This is a genomic window from Bacillus sp. SG-1, assembly GCF_000181495.1.
Lineage (GTDB): Bacteria > Bacillota > Bacilli > Bacillales > Bacillaceae_B > Rossellomorea.
Map to the genome: position 1 here is coordinate 19,020 of NZ_ABCF01000029.1, position 17,331 is coordinate 36,350.

The 17,331-nt window shown below is 43.8% G+C and carries 16 protein-coding genes; 15 read left to right on the forward strand and 1 reads right to left on the reverse strand.

Going from position 1 to position 17,331, the window contains the following annotated elements; genetic code table 11:
* The first annotated feature begins 52 nt into the window (after positions 1 to 52).
* On the forward strand, positions 53 to 322 hold the full coding sequence (locus BSG1_RS12295) for a hypothetical protein (RefSeq protein ID WP_044022835.1): 270 nt from the start codon (positions 53 to 55) through the stop codon (positions 320 to 322).
* Positions 323 to 687: 365 nt separating this feature from the next.
* Here BSG1_RS12295 and BSG1_RS12300 read toward each other — a convergent pair whose 3' ends face one another.
* A complete protein-coding gene (locus BSG1_RS12300) occupies positions 688 to 1,092 on the reverse strand; it encodes a DUF2512 family protein (RefSeq protein WP_006837376.1) in 405 nt (134 codons plus the stop codon).
* 245 nt (positions 1,093 to 1,337) lie between these two features.
* On the opposite strand from BSG1_RS12300, the gene BSG1_RS12305 reads away from it, so the two are divergent.
* From BSG1_RS12305 to BSG1_RS12370, 14 genes are all read left to right on the forward strand, one after another.
* Positions 1,338 to 2,807, forward strand: a complete 1,470-nt coding sequence (locus tag BSG1_RS12305) for a protein adenylyltransferase SelO (RefSeq protein WP_044022837.1) — start codon at positions 1,338 to 1,340, stop codon at positions 2,805 to 2,807.
* A 565-nt stretch (positions 2,808 to 3,372) separates the two neighbouring features.
* Complete coding sequence (locus tag BSG1_RS12310; RefSeq protein ID WP_006837379.1) at positions 3,373 to 3,750, forward strand: DUF2294 domain-containing protein; 378 nt, start codon at positions 3,373 to 3,375, stop codon at positions 3,748 to 3,750.
* Between the two features lie 98 nt (positions 3,751 to 3,848).
* Positions 3,849 to 4,856: a sodium-dependent bicarbonate transport family permease gene (locus tag BSG1_RS12315; protein ID WP_006837380.1), complete on the forward strand. Its 1,008-nt coding sequence runs from the start codon at positions 3,849 to 3,851 to the stop codon at positions 4,854 to 4,856.
* Positions 4,857 to 4,868: 12 nt separating this feature from the next.
* Positions 4,869 to 5,384, forward strand: a complete 516-nt coding sequence (locus BSG1_RS12320) for a hypothetical protein (RefSeq protein ID WP_006837381.1) — start codon at positions 4,869 to 4,871, stop codon at positions 5,382 to 5,384.
* 116 nt (positions 5,385 to 5,500) lie between these two features.
* On the forward strand, positions 5,501 to 6,859 hold the full coding sequence (locus tag BSG1_RS12325; RefSeq protein WP_006837382.1) for a sigma-54 interaction domain-containing protein: 1,359 nt from the start codon (positions 5,501 to 5,503) through the stop codon (positions 6,857 to 6,859).
* A 225-nt stretch (positions 6,860 to 7,084) separates the two neighbouring features.
* Positions 7,085 to 7,774, forward strand: a complete 690-nt coding sequence (locus BSG1_RS12330; protein ID WP_006837383.1) for a CoA transferase subunit A — start codon at positions 7,085 to 7,087, stop codon at positions 7,772 to 7,774.
* Between the two features lie 13 nt (positions 7,775 to 7,787).
* Positions 7,788 to 8,435: a 3-oxoacid CoA-transferase subunit B gene (locus BSG1_RS12335; RefSeq protein ID WP_044022838.1), complete on the forward strand. Its 648-nt coding sequence runs from the start codon at positions 7,788 to 7,790 to the stop codon at positions 8,433 to 8,435.
* Between the two features lie 35 nt (positions 8,436 to 8,470).
* A complete protein-coding gene (locus BSG1_RS12340) occupies positions 8,471 to 9,793 on the forward strand; it encodes a GntP family permease (RefSeq protein ID WP_006837385.1) in 1,323 nt (440 codons plus the stop codon).
* A 186-nt stretch (positions 9,794 to 9,979) separates the two neighbouring features.
* Positions 9,980 to 10,756, forward strand: a complete 777-nt coding sequence (locus tag BSG1_RS12345; RefSeq protein ID WP_006837386.1) for a 3-hydroxybutyrate dehydrogenase — start codon at positions 9,980 to 9,982, stop codon at positions 10,754 to 10,756.
* Positions 10,757 to 11,104: 348 nt separating this feature from the next.
* Entirely contained in the window at positions 11,105 to 12,136 is a 1,032-nt protein-coding gene (locus BSG1_RS12350; RefSeq protein WP_006837387.1) for a fatty acid desaturase, read from the forward strand.
* Positions 12,137 to 12,212: 76 nt separating this feature from the next.
* Complete coding sequence (locus tag BSG1_RS12355; protein WP_006837388.1) at positions 12,213 to 12,749, forward strand: response regulator; 537 nt, start codon at positions 12,213 to 12,215, stop codon at positions 12,747 to 12,749.
* 351 nt (positions 12,750 to 13,100) lie between these two features.
* On the forward strand, positions 13,101 to 14,969 hold the full coding sequence (locus BSG1_RS12360; RefSeq protein WP_044022839.1) for a dienelactone hydrolase family protein: 1,869 nt from the start codon (positions 13,101 to 13,103) through the stop codon (positions 14,967 to 14,969).
* Between the two features lie 185 nt (positions 14,970 to 15,154).
* Entirely contained in the window at positions 15,155 to 16,930 is a 1,776-nt protein-coding gene (locus BSG1_RS12365; protein ID WP_006837390.1) for a methyl-accepting chemotaxis protein, read from the forward strand.
* Between the two features lie 170 nt (positions 16,931 to 17,100).
* A partial coding sequence (locus BSG1_RS12370; RefSeq protein WP_006837391.1) for a CAT RNA binding domain-containing protein occupies positions 17,101 to 17,331 on the forward strand: 231 nt, incomplete at its 3' end.

Sequence of the window (17,331 nt, forward strand, 5' to 3'; positions counted from 1 at the left end):
AAAAAAGGTAAATGGATAGAAAGCGTTCAGTATGAAAGGAGAGAACACGATAATGCAAAGAGTACAAGCTTATTTTAGAAATGAAAATGAAGCGGAAGATGCCAAAGCAAGCCTGCAAACATTGAATGCAAGAGATGTGATGGTCGAAAGGGTCCCGGAAAGCAACAGGAATCTGTGGGATTTGATCAGAGATACATTCAGCGGAAGCAATTCATTCGATGAAGATCACCACAACCCTCATGTAGTTGAGTTCCAGGTAGAAGAAGAGGGATATTCCAAGGCTAAGGAGATCATCAGAGAGAATAACGGACATATTCAATAATAGTCAAAAACACGCTCCCCTTGGATCATAAGCAGTTCAGTGTTGGAGTGTAAAACTAGAAAAAGCAGTTCAGCAACGAACTGCTTTTTACTATGGATTCGCAATAAATTCAATAATGGAGAAAGTCACCAAGGGAAGAGGAAGGATACTTAAAATAAGAGAAAATTTTTCCGTTAAACCGGAGAATTTAGCTGGGGAGAGATAAATAAGGGAAAGATTTTCCGCTAAGTATGCTCAGTAAGCCTATTTTCATGTTCTTTTAGTTAATAGCAGAAAATTTTTCCCCTATCTGACCTATTTTCCTCGAAATTTCTTCAATAAGGGAAATTTCTTCCCTTATTTATCATGGTGCGGGAACTTTTCATTTAATGGTGAATCGGGTCAGTGTGATAAGAACGACCGTCATTGAAGATTTCGTTATCAAGATACTTATGAAAGAACCATTCGCCTGCTGCCAGTACGATAGCTGAAATGAGGGAGGCAAGGATCACATTATGTTCAGGAAACATGGAAGTGCCCATAAACCATAACAGAACAAAAGCAAGCCCTGCATCTGAAAGGGTAGCGACGGTGTTCCGTTTTTGTTGATCACCTTTCAGGCGTTTGAACACCATTAAATCCCCTAAAATATAAGCTCCTAAGGTCAGTACAATACTGACGGTAAGCATATCCGCAACTTCCACGCCGAAAATCCCAGTAAGAATAACGCCTAACACAACGGCAAGCATGACAAACTTAATCGCTAATGCTTTTAAGTGTTCCAAGTTCATTCCTCCTTTATTGGGTTTGGTAACCTATACCCGCGAGAAATAAAGGGAAATCCATATCTGTTTGTTATTTTGTTTCCAAATAATTGAAGTTTAACTCGTTAACGCGTCACCGCACTAAGAGGGACTGTCCCTCTTAGTGCGGTGAAGCATTAAAGTCCCCAAAGTATAATAAAATCAGCATGAGCAGAAAATAACGGCAACTGTGTTAAGATGAAACCAAAGTCAAAATGGTAAAGGAAGATCGTATGACAAACTCACATAAACAAGATCAGGCAGGATGGAATCTGGATAACAGCTATGCCAAGCTGCCGGATGATTTTTATACAAGCCAGAAGCCAACTCCTGTTGAGTCACCGGAATTGGTCGCATTTAATAGCGCGGTGGCGGAAGAGTTGGGACTGGATGCTGAAGTTTTAAGAAGCCAGCCGGCTGTGTTTGCGGGGAATGAACTGCCCCATGGTTCCGAGCCCTTGGCACAGGCCTATGCCGGGCATCAATTTGGTCACTTTAACATGTTGGGGGACGGTCGGGCAGTCCTCCTTGGGGAGCAGATCACTCCTGAAGGGAAGCGGTTTGATATCCAATTGAAGGGAGCAGGACGTACACCTTATTCGCGGGGTGGAGACGGCCGTGCCGCATTGGGACCGATGCTGCGTGAATATATCATCAGTGAAGCGATGCATGCACTCGGGATTCCGACCACACGCAGTCTTGCTGTTGTGACAACGGGGACAGATATAGTGCGCGAAGAGATGCTGCCAGGGGCAATTTTGACAAGGGTTGCCGCGAGTCATATCCGGGTCGGCACATTTCAGTTTGCAGCTAATTTTAGCGATGAAGAGGAATTGAAAGCATTGGCGGACTATACGGTAGACCGTCATTATCCTGAACTCAAGGGTGATGAAAATCCTTATCTGGCACTGTTGAAAAAGGTAATGGAGCGCCAGGCGGAATTAGTCACTAGATGGCAGATGGTTGGATTCATCCATGGAGTCATGAATACGGATAATGTTACAATCAGTGGTGAAACGATTGATTATGGACCATGCGCATTCATGAATACATTTGACCCGGCAACGGTGTTCAGTTCGATAGACAGGGAAGGCAGATATAAATATGGAAACCAGCCGCCAATCACAGGTTGGAATCTTGCCCGTTTTGCAGAATCCCTGCTGCCGCTTCTTCATGAAGACCAGGAAGAGGGTTTGAAATTGGCGCAGGAGGCAATATCCGAGTTTCCAAAATTGATTCATTCAAAATGGCTGTCGGGTATGAGAAAGAAACTGGGTCTTTTCAATGAAGAGAAGCAGGATAAGGAGCTCATTGATATTTTGCTGGGCAAGATGCATGAGCATAAGGCCGACTATACGAATACGTTTGCTGCCTTAACGTTCGATAAACCGGAAGAGACTGTGCTACATGATAAGCCGGAATTCGACCGTTGGTATGCCATTTGGAAAGAAAGACTGGGAAGGCAGGAGGAGTCATTTGAAGAAGCGCAAGAGCTGATGAGAAAAAACAATCCTGCCATCATCCCGCGGAATCACCGGGTGGAAGAAGCATTGGAAGCCGCTGTTGAAAACGGTGACCTCAGCGTGATGGAAAGGCTGCTTGAAGCCTTGTCCGATCCTTATGCTCACTCACCGGAACAGGCAGAGTATGCAAAACTGCCGCCGGAATCGCACGGACCTTATCAAACATTTTGTGGAACGTAATATCCTGATTAAGTCCTGCCTCACAGATGATTTTACCTATTGACAAGGAATTGATTCTTGTGGTAATTTTTAGAGTGATTAAATAACCGAGAGATTTTTCTTATGACTGTTTATGATAAAAGGGCGTTTTAGCATGCTGTCAATGTTGAATTGACTGGATGAAAAGATACTCTTTTGAACTTGAATCAGTCAATGATTACGAATAAATCGGTATATTCCCCACCGCTTTTAGCAGTCAGGGGAGTATACCGTTTTTTGTTTTCGTATAGATTTTTGTTTCGGAAAATTTTAAGAGACGGATTTTCTCCGAACAGGGAAAGCAGCTCTTTTCTAGAATTTATAACCGAATTCTTTTTGAAAAGGATATTTTCATATAGATTGTTGCTTCCGGAAAAATCCCTGGTTACAAGGTTTCTTCTCTCCGAACAGGGAAAGGAAAGCGGCTCGTTTCTTCCTTGCTTACTAAGATATTTAGTGTGAATGATGTCAATTAAATAACAACAAAGTTTAAGAAAAGAGCCTTTGAAAAAGATAAAGAAAAGAGCTTTATTAAGGGGGAGTTTAAATGAAAAATACCAAGGGGGCAATCGAGTCGGAGATCAGCAAGGCCATCACTCAATGGGAAAAAGATTACCTTGGGCGGGGATCAGTGTCTGTAAAATCCGATATTCTCAGGAATATGATCATCGTCAGTTTGAATGGTGTGTTGACACCTGCAGAATATATTGTCTGTGAAACCCGGGAAGGGATGCTGACCATTAAACAGAACCGCTCTGAGCTTGTTGAATCCGGAGTAGAAGGGCTGAAGGAGATCATCTTAAACCTTACGGGCGAAGAAGTGAAAAGTTTTTACACCGACATCAGTTCACGGACTGGCGAACGGATTATGGTTTTTAAATTGGTAAACGATTTAGAGAAGAAAATAAATAAGGGAGATCTTTGAAAGGAGTAAGCCAGTCAAAGATAAACCGGCGATAACAGAATCAGCGGAAGACCGCTGTATTCTGCTGTTGCCGGTTTTTTTAATATAGGGGGATTTCTATGTTTGATATCATACTGGAAAATATTTTATCGCCAGCTGTCCTGTTCTTTCTGATGGGGATTCTGGCTGCCGTGGTAAAATCCGATCTCAAATTTCCCAGCGGGCTGAGCGAGGGATTGAGCATTTATCTGTTGATTGCCATTGGCTTGAAGGGAGGGATCGAGCTTTCACATTATTCATTTTCTATGATTAAAGCACCAATGGCGGCTGCTTTGATTCTAGGGGCCATCATACCGATCATTACACTGTTGATCTTAAGGGGAATTAAACTGGATCTGAATAATTCGATCGGATTGGCTGCCACTTATGGATCCATCAGCATTGTAACGTATGGTGCAGCCGTTTCCTTCCTCGATAAGAGCGGAACTCCTTATGAAGGGTTCATGAACGCCCTGGTGGTCTTAATGGAAAGTCCGGCGATCTTGGTTTCATTGCTGCTGTTAAAAATGATCGAAAACAGCAAAGGGCTTAACGCATATCCTTCTCAGCGAGTGGGTTTTCTGCCTCCATCCACCACTTTGATTGATAAGGAAGTACTCAGGGAGAGCCTTTTTGGAAAAAGCATTCTGCTCTTAATGGGGAGTATGGTAATCGGCTTAGTGGTGGGGGAGCGTTCACTGCCAATGATTAAACCGTTGTTCATGGACTTATATGGCAGTGTCTTGATTCTGTTTTTATTAAATATGGGAATTGTTGCTGGGCAAAGGCTGCCGGAAATAAGGAAGCACGGAATTAAACTGCTGCTTTTCGGGCTGCTGTCCCCCTTGTTATTCGGTACTATCGGAGTCATTGCCGGAGTGCTCGCAGGTCTGGGCCTGGGCGGAGTGACGTTAATGGGCGTGTTGGCCGGGAGCGCTTCTTATATAGCAGCCCCTGCAGCCTTGAAGACATCGGTCCCGGAAGCAAACCCATCGATCTATCTTGGCTTGGCTTTAGGCGTAACGTTTCCTTTCAACTTGATTATCGGAATTCCATATTATTATGAGATAGCCCAAAGGCTGCTATAGGAGGACTCTAATATGAATAGAAAAGCGTTAGTTGTTACAGGATTGAATGAAAATCTTTATGAAATGTTTCCTTTGATTACAGGAAAACATCCGGAAGAGATACTGATTATGAGCAGCTTTGGTGCAGAAATTTCCCAACCATATGGATGCTCTATGAGAAGCCTTATTTTAGCTGTTACTAAAGAAGAGATAGAAGAGGTATATGTTGTCGGGGAAGAGTGCAGCGTAGAGTATGAAATCAATCAAGAAGAGCTGCTTATGAAACTTAGAAATGCAGGAGTACGGGAAAGAACAATCCAAACCATCAACTATATTGATGCTGTGAGGGATGATTTACTGAAGTGGCTCACCGGGCATTCAAGTGCAAAAGGAGCTGTATTGAATAGTGTAAAGATGATTAAACGGCATCCGCTGATTCCGTTGTCCCTTCCTGTTTACGGCTATACCGCGGACATTGCCACCGGAGAATTTTACCCTGTTATTGAAAAAGAGCAGAGCATTGCAGGCAGGGTATTAAAGGCAAATTAGTTTTGAGTCGTCGGTAAATGTTCCTTTTGGTAATAGGAACGTCCTGTTTCTCCTGACATCCCCTGTGTTAGAATATTAGTAAAATAACGAAATTTTCATAACACAGAGGGGTCCTTATGAAGAGTTTATTAGGGAATGTTTCCATAGATATGATTGAAACGATTTTGGAGAATGCGTTTGAGTGGCTTGTCGTGGTCGATCATACGGGCCGAATCATTTTCATGAATCAGAGTTATTGCGATTTTCTTGAAGTTGATCGTGAAAAAGCGATTGGAATCCATGTGACAGAAGTCATTGAGAATACGAGAATGCATATTGTGGCAGGGACAGGGAAAGAAGAAATTGCCGATCTGCAGTACATCAGAGGGAACTATATGATTGCCAACCGGATTCCCATTGTGGTTGGCGGCAAAGTTGTTGGCGCGTTCGGTTCGGTATTCTTCCGTGACACCAGTGAGTGGAAACAGATGAGTTCCCATGTGAAAAATCTTCTCTCCAAAATGCAGAGCTACATTCAGGACATCAACAATGGAGCCAAGTATACATTGACGGATATATGCGGCGGCAGCAGAAGCATGCAGGAACTGAAGCAGAAGGTGCAAACCATTGCCCCAAGTGATATCTCCGTTCTGATCAGGGGAGAAAGCGGCACAGGGAAAGAATTGTTTGCCCACAGTATTCACCAGTTAAGTGAGAGGAGCCAGCAGCCTTTTATTAAAGTGAATTGTGCAGCGATCCCTGAACAACTTCTGGAATCGGAACTGTTCGGCTATGAAGAAGGGGCTTTTACCGGAGCGCGGAAAGGCGGAAAGAAAGGAAAATTCCAGTTAGCCGACAAAGGTACCTTGTTTCTTGACGAGATCGGGGACATGCCGCTCAACATGCAGGTCAAGCTCCTGCGTGTCCTTCAGGATGGTGAGGTGGAACCGGTCGGGGCAACAGAAACCGAACAGGTCGATGTCCGGATCATTGCTGCAACCAACCGCCCTCTTGAGAAAATGATCGAAGAAAAGCGGTTCAGGGAGGATCTTTATTATCGAATCAATGTCATACCATTCACGGTCCCGCCTTTAAGGGAGAGAGTGGAGGACATTCCGGTTCTGGCCAGGAAGTTCATGGATAAGTCTGCTGAGAAGTCAGGAAAACGGTTGAAAGGTTTGGATCCATTGGTGCTGGAAATCTTCAACCGTTACAGCTGGCCCGGGAACATCCGGGAGCTGGAGAATGTGATTGAGGCTTCCACTTATTTCACTTCAGATGAGACCATTACAGAGGAGTCCTTGCCTGCTTATATCAAAGGGGATAATTCGTATAAATTTGGCGAAAAATCTTTGAAGGAAATTTTAGAGGAAACAGAGAAAAAAGTTATAACACAGACGCTGAAAAAGTATGATGACAGGCGGTCTGCCGCAAAAGCTCTGGGGATCAGCAAATCCAGCCTCTATGAAAAAATAAAGAAATTAGGAATCGAATAAGGTGTCCGGAAATCTGGAAAGGAGTCCAGTTTTCCGGACACCTTTGTTTTATTCTGATAAATTTGAACATTGTCTCTACTTTTGTATAAAGCGCTTTCATATTTGTCCGGATTTCTGGACAGAAGGACAAGCTTAAAGGCGTTTTATCAAGGAGTGAAGAGTTGGCACACTTCTTGCTTTATAAATGAGTGAGCATTATTTTTTGCAAGAAAGGAGTTGTTTAACATGAAAAAAGTTTATGACCAGGCTGTCGATGCAATTGATGGAATCACGGATGGAATGACTTTGGCTTTTGGAGGTTTTGGTCTTGTCGGTATTCCAGAGAATTTGATTCTTGCCTTGGTAGAAAAAAACGTAAAAGATTTAACGATCATATCAAATAACTGCGGAGTGGACGATTGGGGCCTTGGCCTGCTGCTTCAAAAAAGACAGATCAAAAAGATGATCGGTTCTTATGTCGGGGAAAATAAAGAGTTTGAAAGACAATTATTATCAGGTGAACTTGAAGTGGAACTTGTGCCGCAGGGAACGCTGGCAGAAAGACTTCGCGCAGGTGGAGCCGGCATACCGGCATTCTTCACTCCGGCGGGCGTAGGCACTGTCGTGGCAGAAGGCAAAGAGACAAGGATGTTCAATGGAAAGGAATATGTCCTTGAAGAAGCCTTGACGGCAGACTTCAGCCTTGTCCGGGCGATGAAGGGTGACCGTGCCGGTAACCTTGTTTATAATAAAACGGCGAGAAATTTCAACCCTATGATTGCCGCTGCCGGGAAAGTCACGATTGCTGAGGTAGAGGAAACGGTAGAAATCGGGGATATTGATCCGAACCATGTACAAACACCTGGTATCTATGTTCAAAGAATGATAGAAGCAAAGCAGGAAAAGAGAATTGAAAAAAGAACGGTCAGCAAGTAAGGAGGCGAGAAATATGGATAAAGCAGCAGTCAGAGAAAGAATTGCCAGGAGAGCTGAAAAAGAAATCAATGACGGTGACTATGTAAACTTGGGAATCGGGATGCCGACCCTGGTAGCCAATTATATTTCGGAAAACAAACATGTAGTCCTTCAGTCGGAAAATGGGCTTTTGGGGATTGGACCTTATCCCGATGAATCAAAAGTTGACGCCGACCTGATCAATGCTGGAAAAGAAACAGTGACGGCAATTGCGGGCGCTTCCTACTTTGATTCCGCAGAGTCTTTTGCCATGATCCGTGGAGGACATGTCGACGTGGCGATCCTTGGAGGTATGGAAGTCTCTAAAAATGGTGATCTGGCCAATTGGATGATCCCAGGCAAGATGATCAAAGGAATGGGCGGTGCGATGGATCTGGTCCATGGAGCAAGAAAAATCATTGTCATCATGGATCATGTGTCGAAAAACGGGTCGCCTAAAATTGTAAGCGATTGCAGTCTGCCTCTGACAGGCAAACGTGTTGTCGACCGCATAATCACAGAGAGAGCGGTCATTGATGTGACGGAAAACGGCTTGAAGCTGGTTGAAGTGTTTGAAGGGTTTACGGTTGAGGACATTGTTGCTTCAACTGGAACGGAACTGGATGTTAGTGAAGTGAACTAATAATTATATTTTAAAAGGACAAAGGGGGAGCTTTCATGTTAAGCATGATTGGTCTAATTGGGGGACTTATATTATTGATTGTTTTGACGATGCGGGGAATGAATATTCTTATCGTCGGGCCGATTTCGGCTTTGTTTGTTGCTTTGCTCAGCGGATTGCCGCTGTTTCCGCAGCTTGTCGGGGAAGGTGAGGCCAACCTGGTCAGCAACTATATGGCCGGATTTACCGGGTTCATTGCTTCCTGGTATCTGATGTTCTTGCTTGGTGCTGTATTCGGTAAGGTTATGGAAGATAGCGGGGCAGCTGACAGTGTGTCACGTTTCGTCGTTGATAAGCTCGGAATGAAATATGCCGTTTTTGCGATTGTCCTTGCCTGTGCGGTTTTGACATACGGCGGTGTAAGTTTGTTCGTTGTAGCTTTCTCTGTTTATCCAATGGCTGTAAGTTTGTTCAAACAGGCTGATTTGCCTCGCCGATTCATTCCAGCGGCATTGGCGTTCGGTTCGGTGACGTTTACCATGACGTCTGCGGGTTCACCGGAAATCCAGAACTGGATTCCGATTGATTATCTTGGAACAACTCCTTATGCAGGATGGGAAGTAAGTTTAATTGTTGCCGTATTTATGGCGGTATTCGGTTACTGGTGGTTAAGACGAATGATCAACAAGGCTGTAGCCAAAGGTGAAAGGTTCGAAGCACGGAAGGAAGATCCTGTTATCGACAGCAGCAGGGAACTGCCTAATCCGTTAATGGGCCTTGTGCCACTCTTGGTAGTGCTGGTATTAGCATTCATTTTCCATGATTCTTTCAAGCAATCTGCTTTGATCATCGCACTGCTTGGTGGTGTCATTTCGGCTTATCTATTGAATCGTAAATATTTCAAAGGTTTCTGGGGAGCAGTTTCTGAAGGTACAATCGGTGCGCTGATTGCCATTGGTAACACAGCGGCGGTTGTCGGTTTCGGCGGTGTAGCAAAAGCTGTGCCGGCTTTCGATACAGCGGTTAGCGTAATGACGAGCATCCCGGGGTCTCCGTTGATCGGTGGAGCGATCGCGGTCAGTGTCATTGCCGGTATGACGGGATCGGCGTCCGGCGGTCAGGCGATTGCGCTTCCTATCCTTGCGCCGCACTATATGGATATGGGCGTCAATCCGGAAGCCCTTCACCGTACGGTTGCGATTTCTTCCGGCGCGCTGGATTCTCTTCCGCATAACGGTTATGTGGTCACAACGATCCGTTCGATCTGTAATGAGACTCACGCGGCAGCTTACGGTGCAGTAGGGGCTCTGACGGTCGTTGTTCCACTGATTGGATTGGCGATGGCCATTCTGTTATTCTCGCTTGGTCTTGGAATTTAATTTTAGCTGTTTTTTAAAAGCTTGTTGCTTTTACTATATCTCTACTGAATCTATCTACGAATGATTGTTTGAAGCGGATATTTTCAACAATGCTTGCGAAAAGAGCAAATTTTTTAAAAGGCGGCCGGTTTGCGGGGCTGTACTCCAACATGCCTGTACACCGGTCCCCATAAGGAGTTGACATTTATGGTGAATGATAAAGTAGTGTTGATAACAGGAGCAGCCCAGGGCATCGGCTTTGAAATCGCCAAAGATTTCGCTGAGCAGGGAGCCAAAGTGGTCCTGACGGATTTGCAGGAAGACAAAGTCAAAGCTTCGGCTGAACAGCTGACAGGCTTAGGGTTTGAGTCGATCGGAATTAAATGTGACGTAACATCCGAAGAGGACATTGTGCAAGCGATTCAGGAAACGGTCGAGCATTATGGAACACTCGACATCCTTATTAATAATGCCGGCCTGCAGTATGTTTCCAGCATTGAGGAATTTCCTACTGAAAAATTTGAGCTTCTCGTCAAGGTCATGCTGACGGCTCCTTTCATCGCTATTAAACACGCACTGCCTATCATGAAAAAACAGGGATTCGGGCGCATCATCAACATGGCTTCCATCAATGGCCTGATCGGCTTTGCCGGCAAAGCAGCCTATAACTCGGCGAAGCATGGAGTCATCGGCTTGACGAAGGTGGCGGCTTTGGAGGCAGCTGAGCATGGGGTAACGGTGAATGCCGTATGTCCTGGATACGTTGATACTCCGCTTGTGCGGAACCAGCTTGGGGATCTGGCGAGGACACGAGGCGTCGAACTCGAGAAAGTGCTCGAAGACGTCATCTATCCGCTTGTCCCTCAGAAAAGACTTTTGTCTGTAAAAGAAATTTCCGGATATACCATTTTCCTTTGCGGGGAAGGGGCACGCGGAGTTACAGGGCAGGCAGTCGTACTTGATGGCGGATATACCGTTCAATAAGAATTGTGTATTTCCTCACTGCCGGATAGGTTTGACCGAGATTTTGGGGATGAATGTTAATGGATTAGATGAGGCATTACAGTAAAAAAAATTCTTGTGAGCAAGATGCATAAGGTTAAAAATAATGAAAACCAGACCAAATTTCTCTAAAAAGTAGAGAAAAGGGTCTGGTTTTTTCGTTTTTTCAAAAAAAAATTGACTTATTTAGAGTTTTAAAAGCTTAGAGCGGCAAGGGTTGATCCTTCATATATGACATTTGTCATACCCTGCATATGACACCTACTACTTATCGGCTTTTTATTACCAGGCTATAATAACCTTATCAACAAACGAAGGGAATTCTACTAAATGACAAACTTAAAAACCTTGAAAAAAGAAATAGCCCCTTTTGAACAGTCAACAACAAAGGAAAGTGTTTGGCAGATCATTAATACATTAGGACCGTTCATTCTACTATGGATCCTTGCTTACCAAAGCTTATCAGTTTCATACTGGCTCGCTCTCGTTCCAATGGTGTTTGCTGCAGGGTTCCTTGTCAGAAGCTTCATTATCTTCCATGATTGCACCCATTACTCTTTCTTTAAGAGCCGCCGTGCCAACCGGATTGTTGGGACAATGGTTGGTGTGTTGTCACTCTTCCCATTTGATCAGTGGGGACATGAACATGCTGTTCACCACGCAACGAGTGGAAACTTGGATAAACGGGGAACTGGGGACATCTGGACTCTTACCGTGAAAGAATATGCAGAAGCACCGCTCAAGACGCGTTTAGCTTACCGCTTTTACCGCAATCCGTTTGTAATGTTTATTCTAGGCCCGATCTATGTATTCCTATTGCAGAATAGATTCAACCGCAAGAATGCCCGCAAGAAAGAGCGTAATAACACGTACCTTGTGAATGTGATCATTGTTGCTCTCATCGCTCTGTTTGGTGTAACACTTGGCTGGCAGTCGTTTCTTCTGGTGCAAGGAACCATCTTTATGATTTCAGGTTCTGTAGGAATTTGGCTGTTTTATGTTCAGCACACTTTTGAAGATTCTTATTTTGAAGAAAATAATGAATGGGAATATGTGCTTGCAGCAGTAGAAGGAAGTTCGTTTTACAAGCTTCCGAAAATCATGCAGTTCTTAACAGGTAATATTGGGTACCACCATGTTCACCATCTAAGTCCGCGGGTACCTAACTATCGTTTGGAAGATGCGCATTCGAATACTGCCCCCCTGCAGCACGTGCCGACGATTACTCTTGCAACAAGCTTGCAGTCTCTAAAATTCCGTCTGTGGGATGAAGATAAAAAGAACTTTGTGAGTTTTAAAGAGGGCATCAAGTCAATCGCCGATCATCGCAGGATTTCAACTGAAGCCAAACCTGAACTTTAATTCGCCTGTAACGGACTCTCCTTCAATTCAGTAAGGAGAGTCTTTGCTTAGAAAGTCCGATAAGGAGAGAAAATACATGATTCGAATAGTCATTGCAGAGGACCAGGAATTTTTATTAGGCATCATTGGATCCCTGCTCAACTTAGAAGATGATATGGAAGTAGTCGGACAGTCGGGCAAAGAGGAAGAGGTTTTGTCTCTTGTAAGGGAGCTTCGACCGGATATTTGTCTTATGGATATAGACATGCATGCAAAAGCCGGCGTTGCTCAAGAATTAAAGGCATTCGGGTCCAATCTGATTGTTTTAACCACATTCGCAAAGCCGGATTACTTTGAAAAAGTTAAATCGGATATCAAGGGGTATTTACCAAAGGATAGTTCAAGTGAAGAATTTGTATCCTCAATCCGGATGATTATGAACGGCAGTCATATTTATTCTCCGGCACTTGTCGGCGATCTTCCTGACGACGAGGCAGACGAGGAGCCAGGCGGCACTTCTTCTGAAGAAGAAAGTGACTTGAAAAATCACCCTGACCCATCAAATAAAGCTTTCGAAACGGTCAAAGGTTACTTTTCAGCATTTAAAGACAAAATGAAATTGCCGGCTGGATAGTACTCATATAAAGAGGATGGATTCTACAGAATCCATCCTCTTTTTTTAGTGCTTTAAAGCACGAAAAGGGACAGTCCCTCTTCGTGCTTTAAAGTACTAAAGCGAAAGAATGTTGTTATTCAAGTACAAGTACGGTGTTGCAGGGTTTACGCTCCGGGTGTGCGACTCCGGGGGCGGGCGGTGAGTCTGCCCCGCTAATCCCTCAGAAGGCCACACACTTTTCGTTTCAAGCATTATATTTGAAAGATTATTTTATGTTTTGAGGAATAAACAGGACAAAGCCACATTAAATATTTAGTAAGGCGAAATATTGTTTTACTGCTTTCCAAATAGATGATGGAGGGTGAGAAGATGAAATTGTTTCAGGGAGGTAAGAAGTTTCTGATCCTTTCTCTTGTACTTGTACTTATCAGCATGATAGGAGCTTCTGCGGTACAAACTTCAGGAGGTAAGGTGACCGTTAAGGATTTACGATGGGAGACGCCTTCAGGCCATTTGATGAGTGCGCTTTTGTTTGTTCCGGATAGTGCGACGGTTGATAATCCCGCTCCCGGAATTGTGACGAGTCATGGCTGGTACAACAACAGGGAGATGCAGGACTTAAACTTTGTTGAATATTCAAGACGCGGTTATGTAGTAATGTCTATTGATATGTATGGTCATGGGAATTCGGATGCAGTAGCTTCAACTGAATGGCAGAATCGTGGAACAGGGATGTATGATGCAGTGGAATTGATGGCAGACCTTCCGTATGTGGATACTTCCAAGATTGGTGTTACAGGACATTCCAACGGTGCACGAGCTGCAAACTGGTCTGTTCTTGAAGACAACAAGAAACCGGAAGGAGAACAGTTGATTTCCTCTGTTTTGTTAGTGGCCAACGATGCCATGTATTCAAGTGATCCAGGGGAACCGTTGTATTGGTCTATGAGGAATGATACACAGGAGTATACCAATGTGTATGGTTCGCGTGATGTAGGAATCATAGCGGCCAAGTATGATGAATTTTTCTTTCGTAGTCTGAGTGAGGATGGAACAGTTACGCCTCCGAGGGATTACATTGATACAGAATATGCTCAGTCATTTTTGAATTTTGGTGTGGATCCAAAGGATGAGGGTGAACTTAGATCAAGCTATACATTTTATGGGAAGGACATAAATGGCGTAAAAGCAACGAGAGTCATTTACAATCCTAATCAGATTCATCCATGGAACCACTTCTCAGCATCAGTTGTAGAGAGCAGCGTGGATTACTTTGAAGAAACGATCGGGGCACCACATCCTATTGCCCCTTCCGATCAGGCGTGGCAGTATAAGGCTTTCTTTAACTTTCTTGGGTTGATTGGTTTCTTCATGTTCGTTGTAAGCTTTACGAAGGTTATGCTGAAAACCAGGATTTTCTCTTCATTGAGAGCATCAAAAGAAGCAACGGCTGCCGCTGCACCTGTCGGGATCGGAAAAGCCTGGTTCTGGGGAGGCCTGTTTGTCAGTGCGATAATTTCAGGCTGGTCTTATTTGGCAGTTTTCAGCTGGAGTGTGGAAAACCGTCCCGCCTTCCTTCCGCAGGCGCCGGTATTTTATATCGGTGTATGGTCTGTCGTGATGGGCGTGGTGACTTTGGTTATCCTGTTTTTATCTTACAGATTCTTCTCTAAGAAGCAAGGTATGGACTTAAGGGAGACGGGTGCTATAATCAGCTGGAAGCCACTTTTGAAAACGATTATACTTTCATTGGTTGTCACTGTGGCGGCATTCGGGTTGGTGTTTATAGCAGACTATTTCTTTAAAACAGACTTCCGTTTATGGGTCATTGCTATTAAAGCGTTTACACCAGATAAGATATTGCTGGCGTTGAAATATCTCCCGTTCTTCTTGGTATTCTATGTAGCTAACTCAATCGCAGTCAACTGCTTCAACTATGTATCGGGAGGGAAAAAGGAGTGGGTCAATACAGCATTGATGGCTATCTTCAATGGGCTGAGTGCGGCGGTTCTAATTGCCATTCAATATACACACTTCTTAACCAAAGGAGATGTTTACTTCACATCGGTATCTCCTATTGTTGGAATTTGGCTTTTCCCAATCGTGATTATCATTCCGTTGGCCGCAATAATCACACGGAAAATCTATAGAGTAACCAAAAATCCTTATCTTGGAGGCATCATTTATGCCATCATTGTCACAGTCATGATGGTTAGCAATACACTCACACAATTCTAAATTGGATTGAACCCCCCTGCGTAAAACGCAAGGGGGTTTTACTTTGGGACTTTAAAGCGCGAAAAGGGACAGTCCCTCTTCGTGCTTTAAAGTACTAAAGAAAAAAATTAACTCTTCAGAAAGCGCTTTTATAACCGATATAAATAAAGAACTTATTCTACAAATTATGACAAAGGGGCAGTGCAATGAAATTCAACAAGATTTCTACAAAGCTATTATTTGGTATCACGATCTTAATTCTGGTTGCCACCACCACTCTTGGATTATTAAGCTATAACTTTGCGAAGAACGAACTGATTAAAAGCGGAAAATTGGATCTGCAGCATATCGTAGGCAATTCAATTTCCGCGATAGATCTTTTAAATCAGCAGGTCGAAGCAGGAAACATGACGCTGAAAGAAGCTCAGCAGGAAGCAAGGGAATTATTGGTCGGTCCACCTGAAAGCAAAGATGGAAAAACGATTTACGACTTCTCTCAATCATCCTTCGTTTATAAAAACGAAGGGTATTTGATGGCTTATGACTCTAATCATATCGCTCAGCTTCATCCGAGCATCCAGATTGGAGAAAACAAAAAAGACGTACAGAACTCCAGCGGCCAATATGTTGTGCAAGATTTAGTAAAGGCAGCTCAGAAAGAAAGTATCGATGACCGTTTTTATGAATACTCCTGGCAAAATGCCGGTGAGACAGCTGAACGAAACAAGATTATCTATATGTCTTACTATGAACCTTGGGATTGGAATATTGGAGTGGGAGCATATGAACAAGAGTTCTATGGTTCTTTGAATCATTTATTATATTTAATTCTTGGAATTTCCGTCATTATCACCGTTTCCGGCTTGATTATTTTCTATCTTGTAAGCAGAAGAAAATTGAAGCAGTTGGGACAGATTACACAGTCATCACTATTGATTTCAGACGGGAACTTGGATATCCCAGAACTTCCTGAATCAAACGATGAGATCGGCCAACTGGGGAAAGCTTTCAATACGATGGCAGGTCAGTTAAGGTCTATCCTGACGAACATACAGAATACGAGCACGCAGGTGTCCCAATCAGCGATGGAGCTCTCGGCTTTGACTGAAGAAACGAGTGCGACAGGTGAAGAGATGGGACGCGCCATGAACGAGATCACACAGGGATCCGTTGCGCAGGCTGCAGACATTGAGTCTACCAACCAAAAGTCGGAAAACCTCTACAACGCCATAGAAAAAATGAACAGCCAGAATCAAATGATCCATACGTTGACAGGACAGTCCACAGAGGCCATCAAACTGGGGAAAGATAAGGTCCTTTTCCTGCAGGAATCCAATGAAGCCACTGCGGAAGCCTCTGAGAAAATCAGTATGGGAATTTCCAAGCTTTATACCAGCATCAAGGATATTTCCAATATCGTCACAACGATCGATGCGATCTCCCAGCAGACGAATCTCTTGGCATTGAATGCAAGTATTGAAGCCGCAAGAGCAGGGGAGTCAGGGAAAGGGTTTGCTGTAGTCGCTGAAGAAGTCCGAAAGCTGGCGGAAGGTACAAACAATGCTACAGCTGAAATCCAAAAAATGATCGATACCATTGAAAAAGAAACAGAAACAACGGTCATGGCGATGACGAATTCAAATGAAATTACAATGAAGCTGAATGGAGCCGTGACAGATACAGAAAATCAATTCAATCAAATTTCCGAATCAATGTCCCAAATTATAGGTGCTGTTCAACAGCTTGACTCTGAAATTGCAACAGTGACCACCCACAGTGAAGGCATTCTTGCTTCGATTCAGAGTGTTTCAGCCGTTGCCGAACAAACTGCAGCCTCTTCCGAAGAGGTCCTGGCATCTGTGGAAGAACAGGTGGGAGTGATGGGAACCATTGCGCACTCTGCAGAGAACCTTAATGAATTAAGTGAAGCCTTACAGGCAATCATCAAACAGTTTAATGTGAAAGAAAAGGATCAACAATAATTGAATTCGTAAACTTACAGGGACAGTCCCTTTCAGTGCGCTGACGCTTTAAAGCGCTAAGAGGGACTGTCCCTCTTCGTGCTTTAAAGTATTAAAGCGGAAACCTTGTTATGGCATTTTTTCACGGCAGGGTGGTAATATTAAAAGGAGTATGTGTACGGAGGGTTTTAATGAGGATTTTTAGAGTTTTGAATAATAATGCTGTCGTTGTGATTGATGGCCCTCAAGAGAAAATTGTGATGGGGAGCGGGATCGCTTTTCAAAAGAAACGGAACGATATTGTACCGAAAGATAAAATTGAAAAAATCTTCGTGTTGCGGGAATCCTCTTCAGAAAAATTCCAGCAGCTGCTTTCCACGCTGCCGGAGAGTTACGTGGAAGTCGCGGAAGATATCATCAGT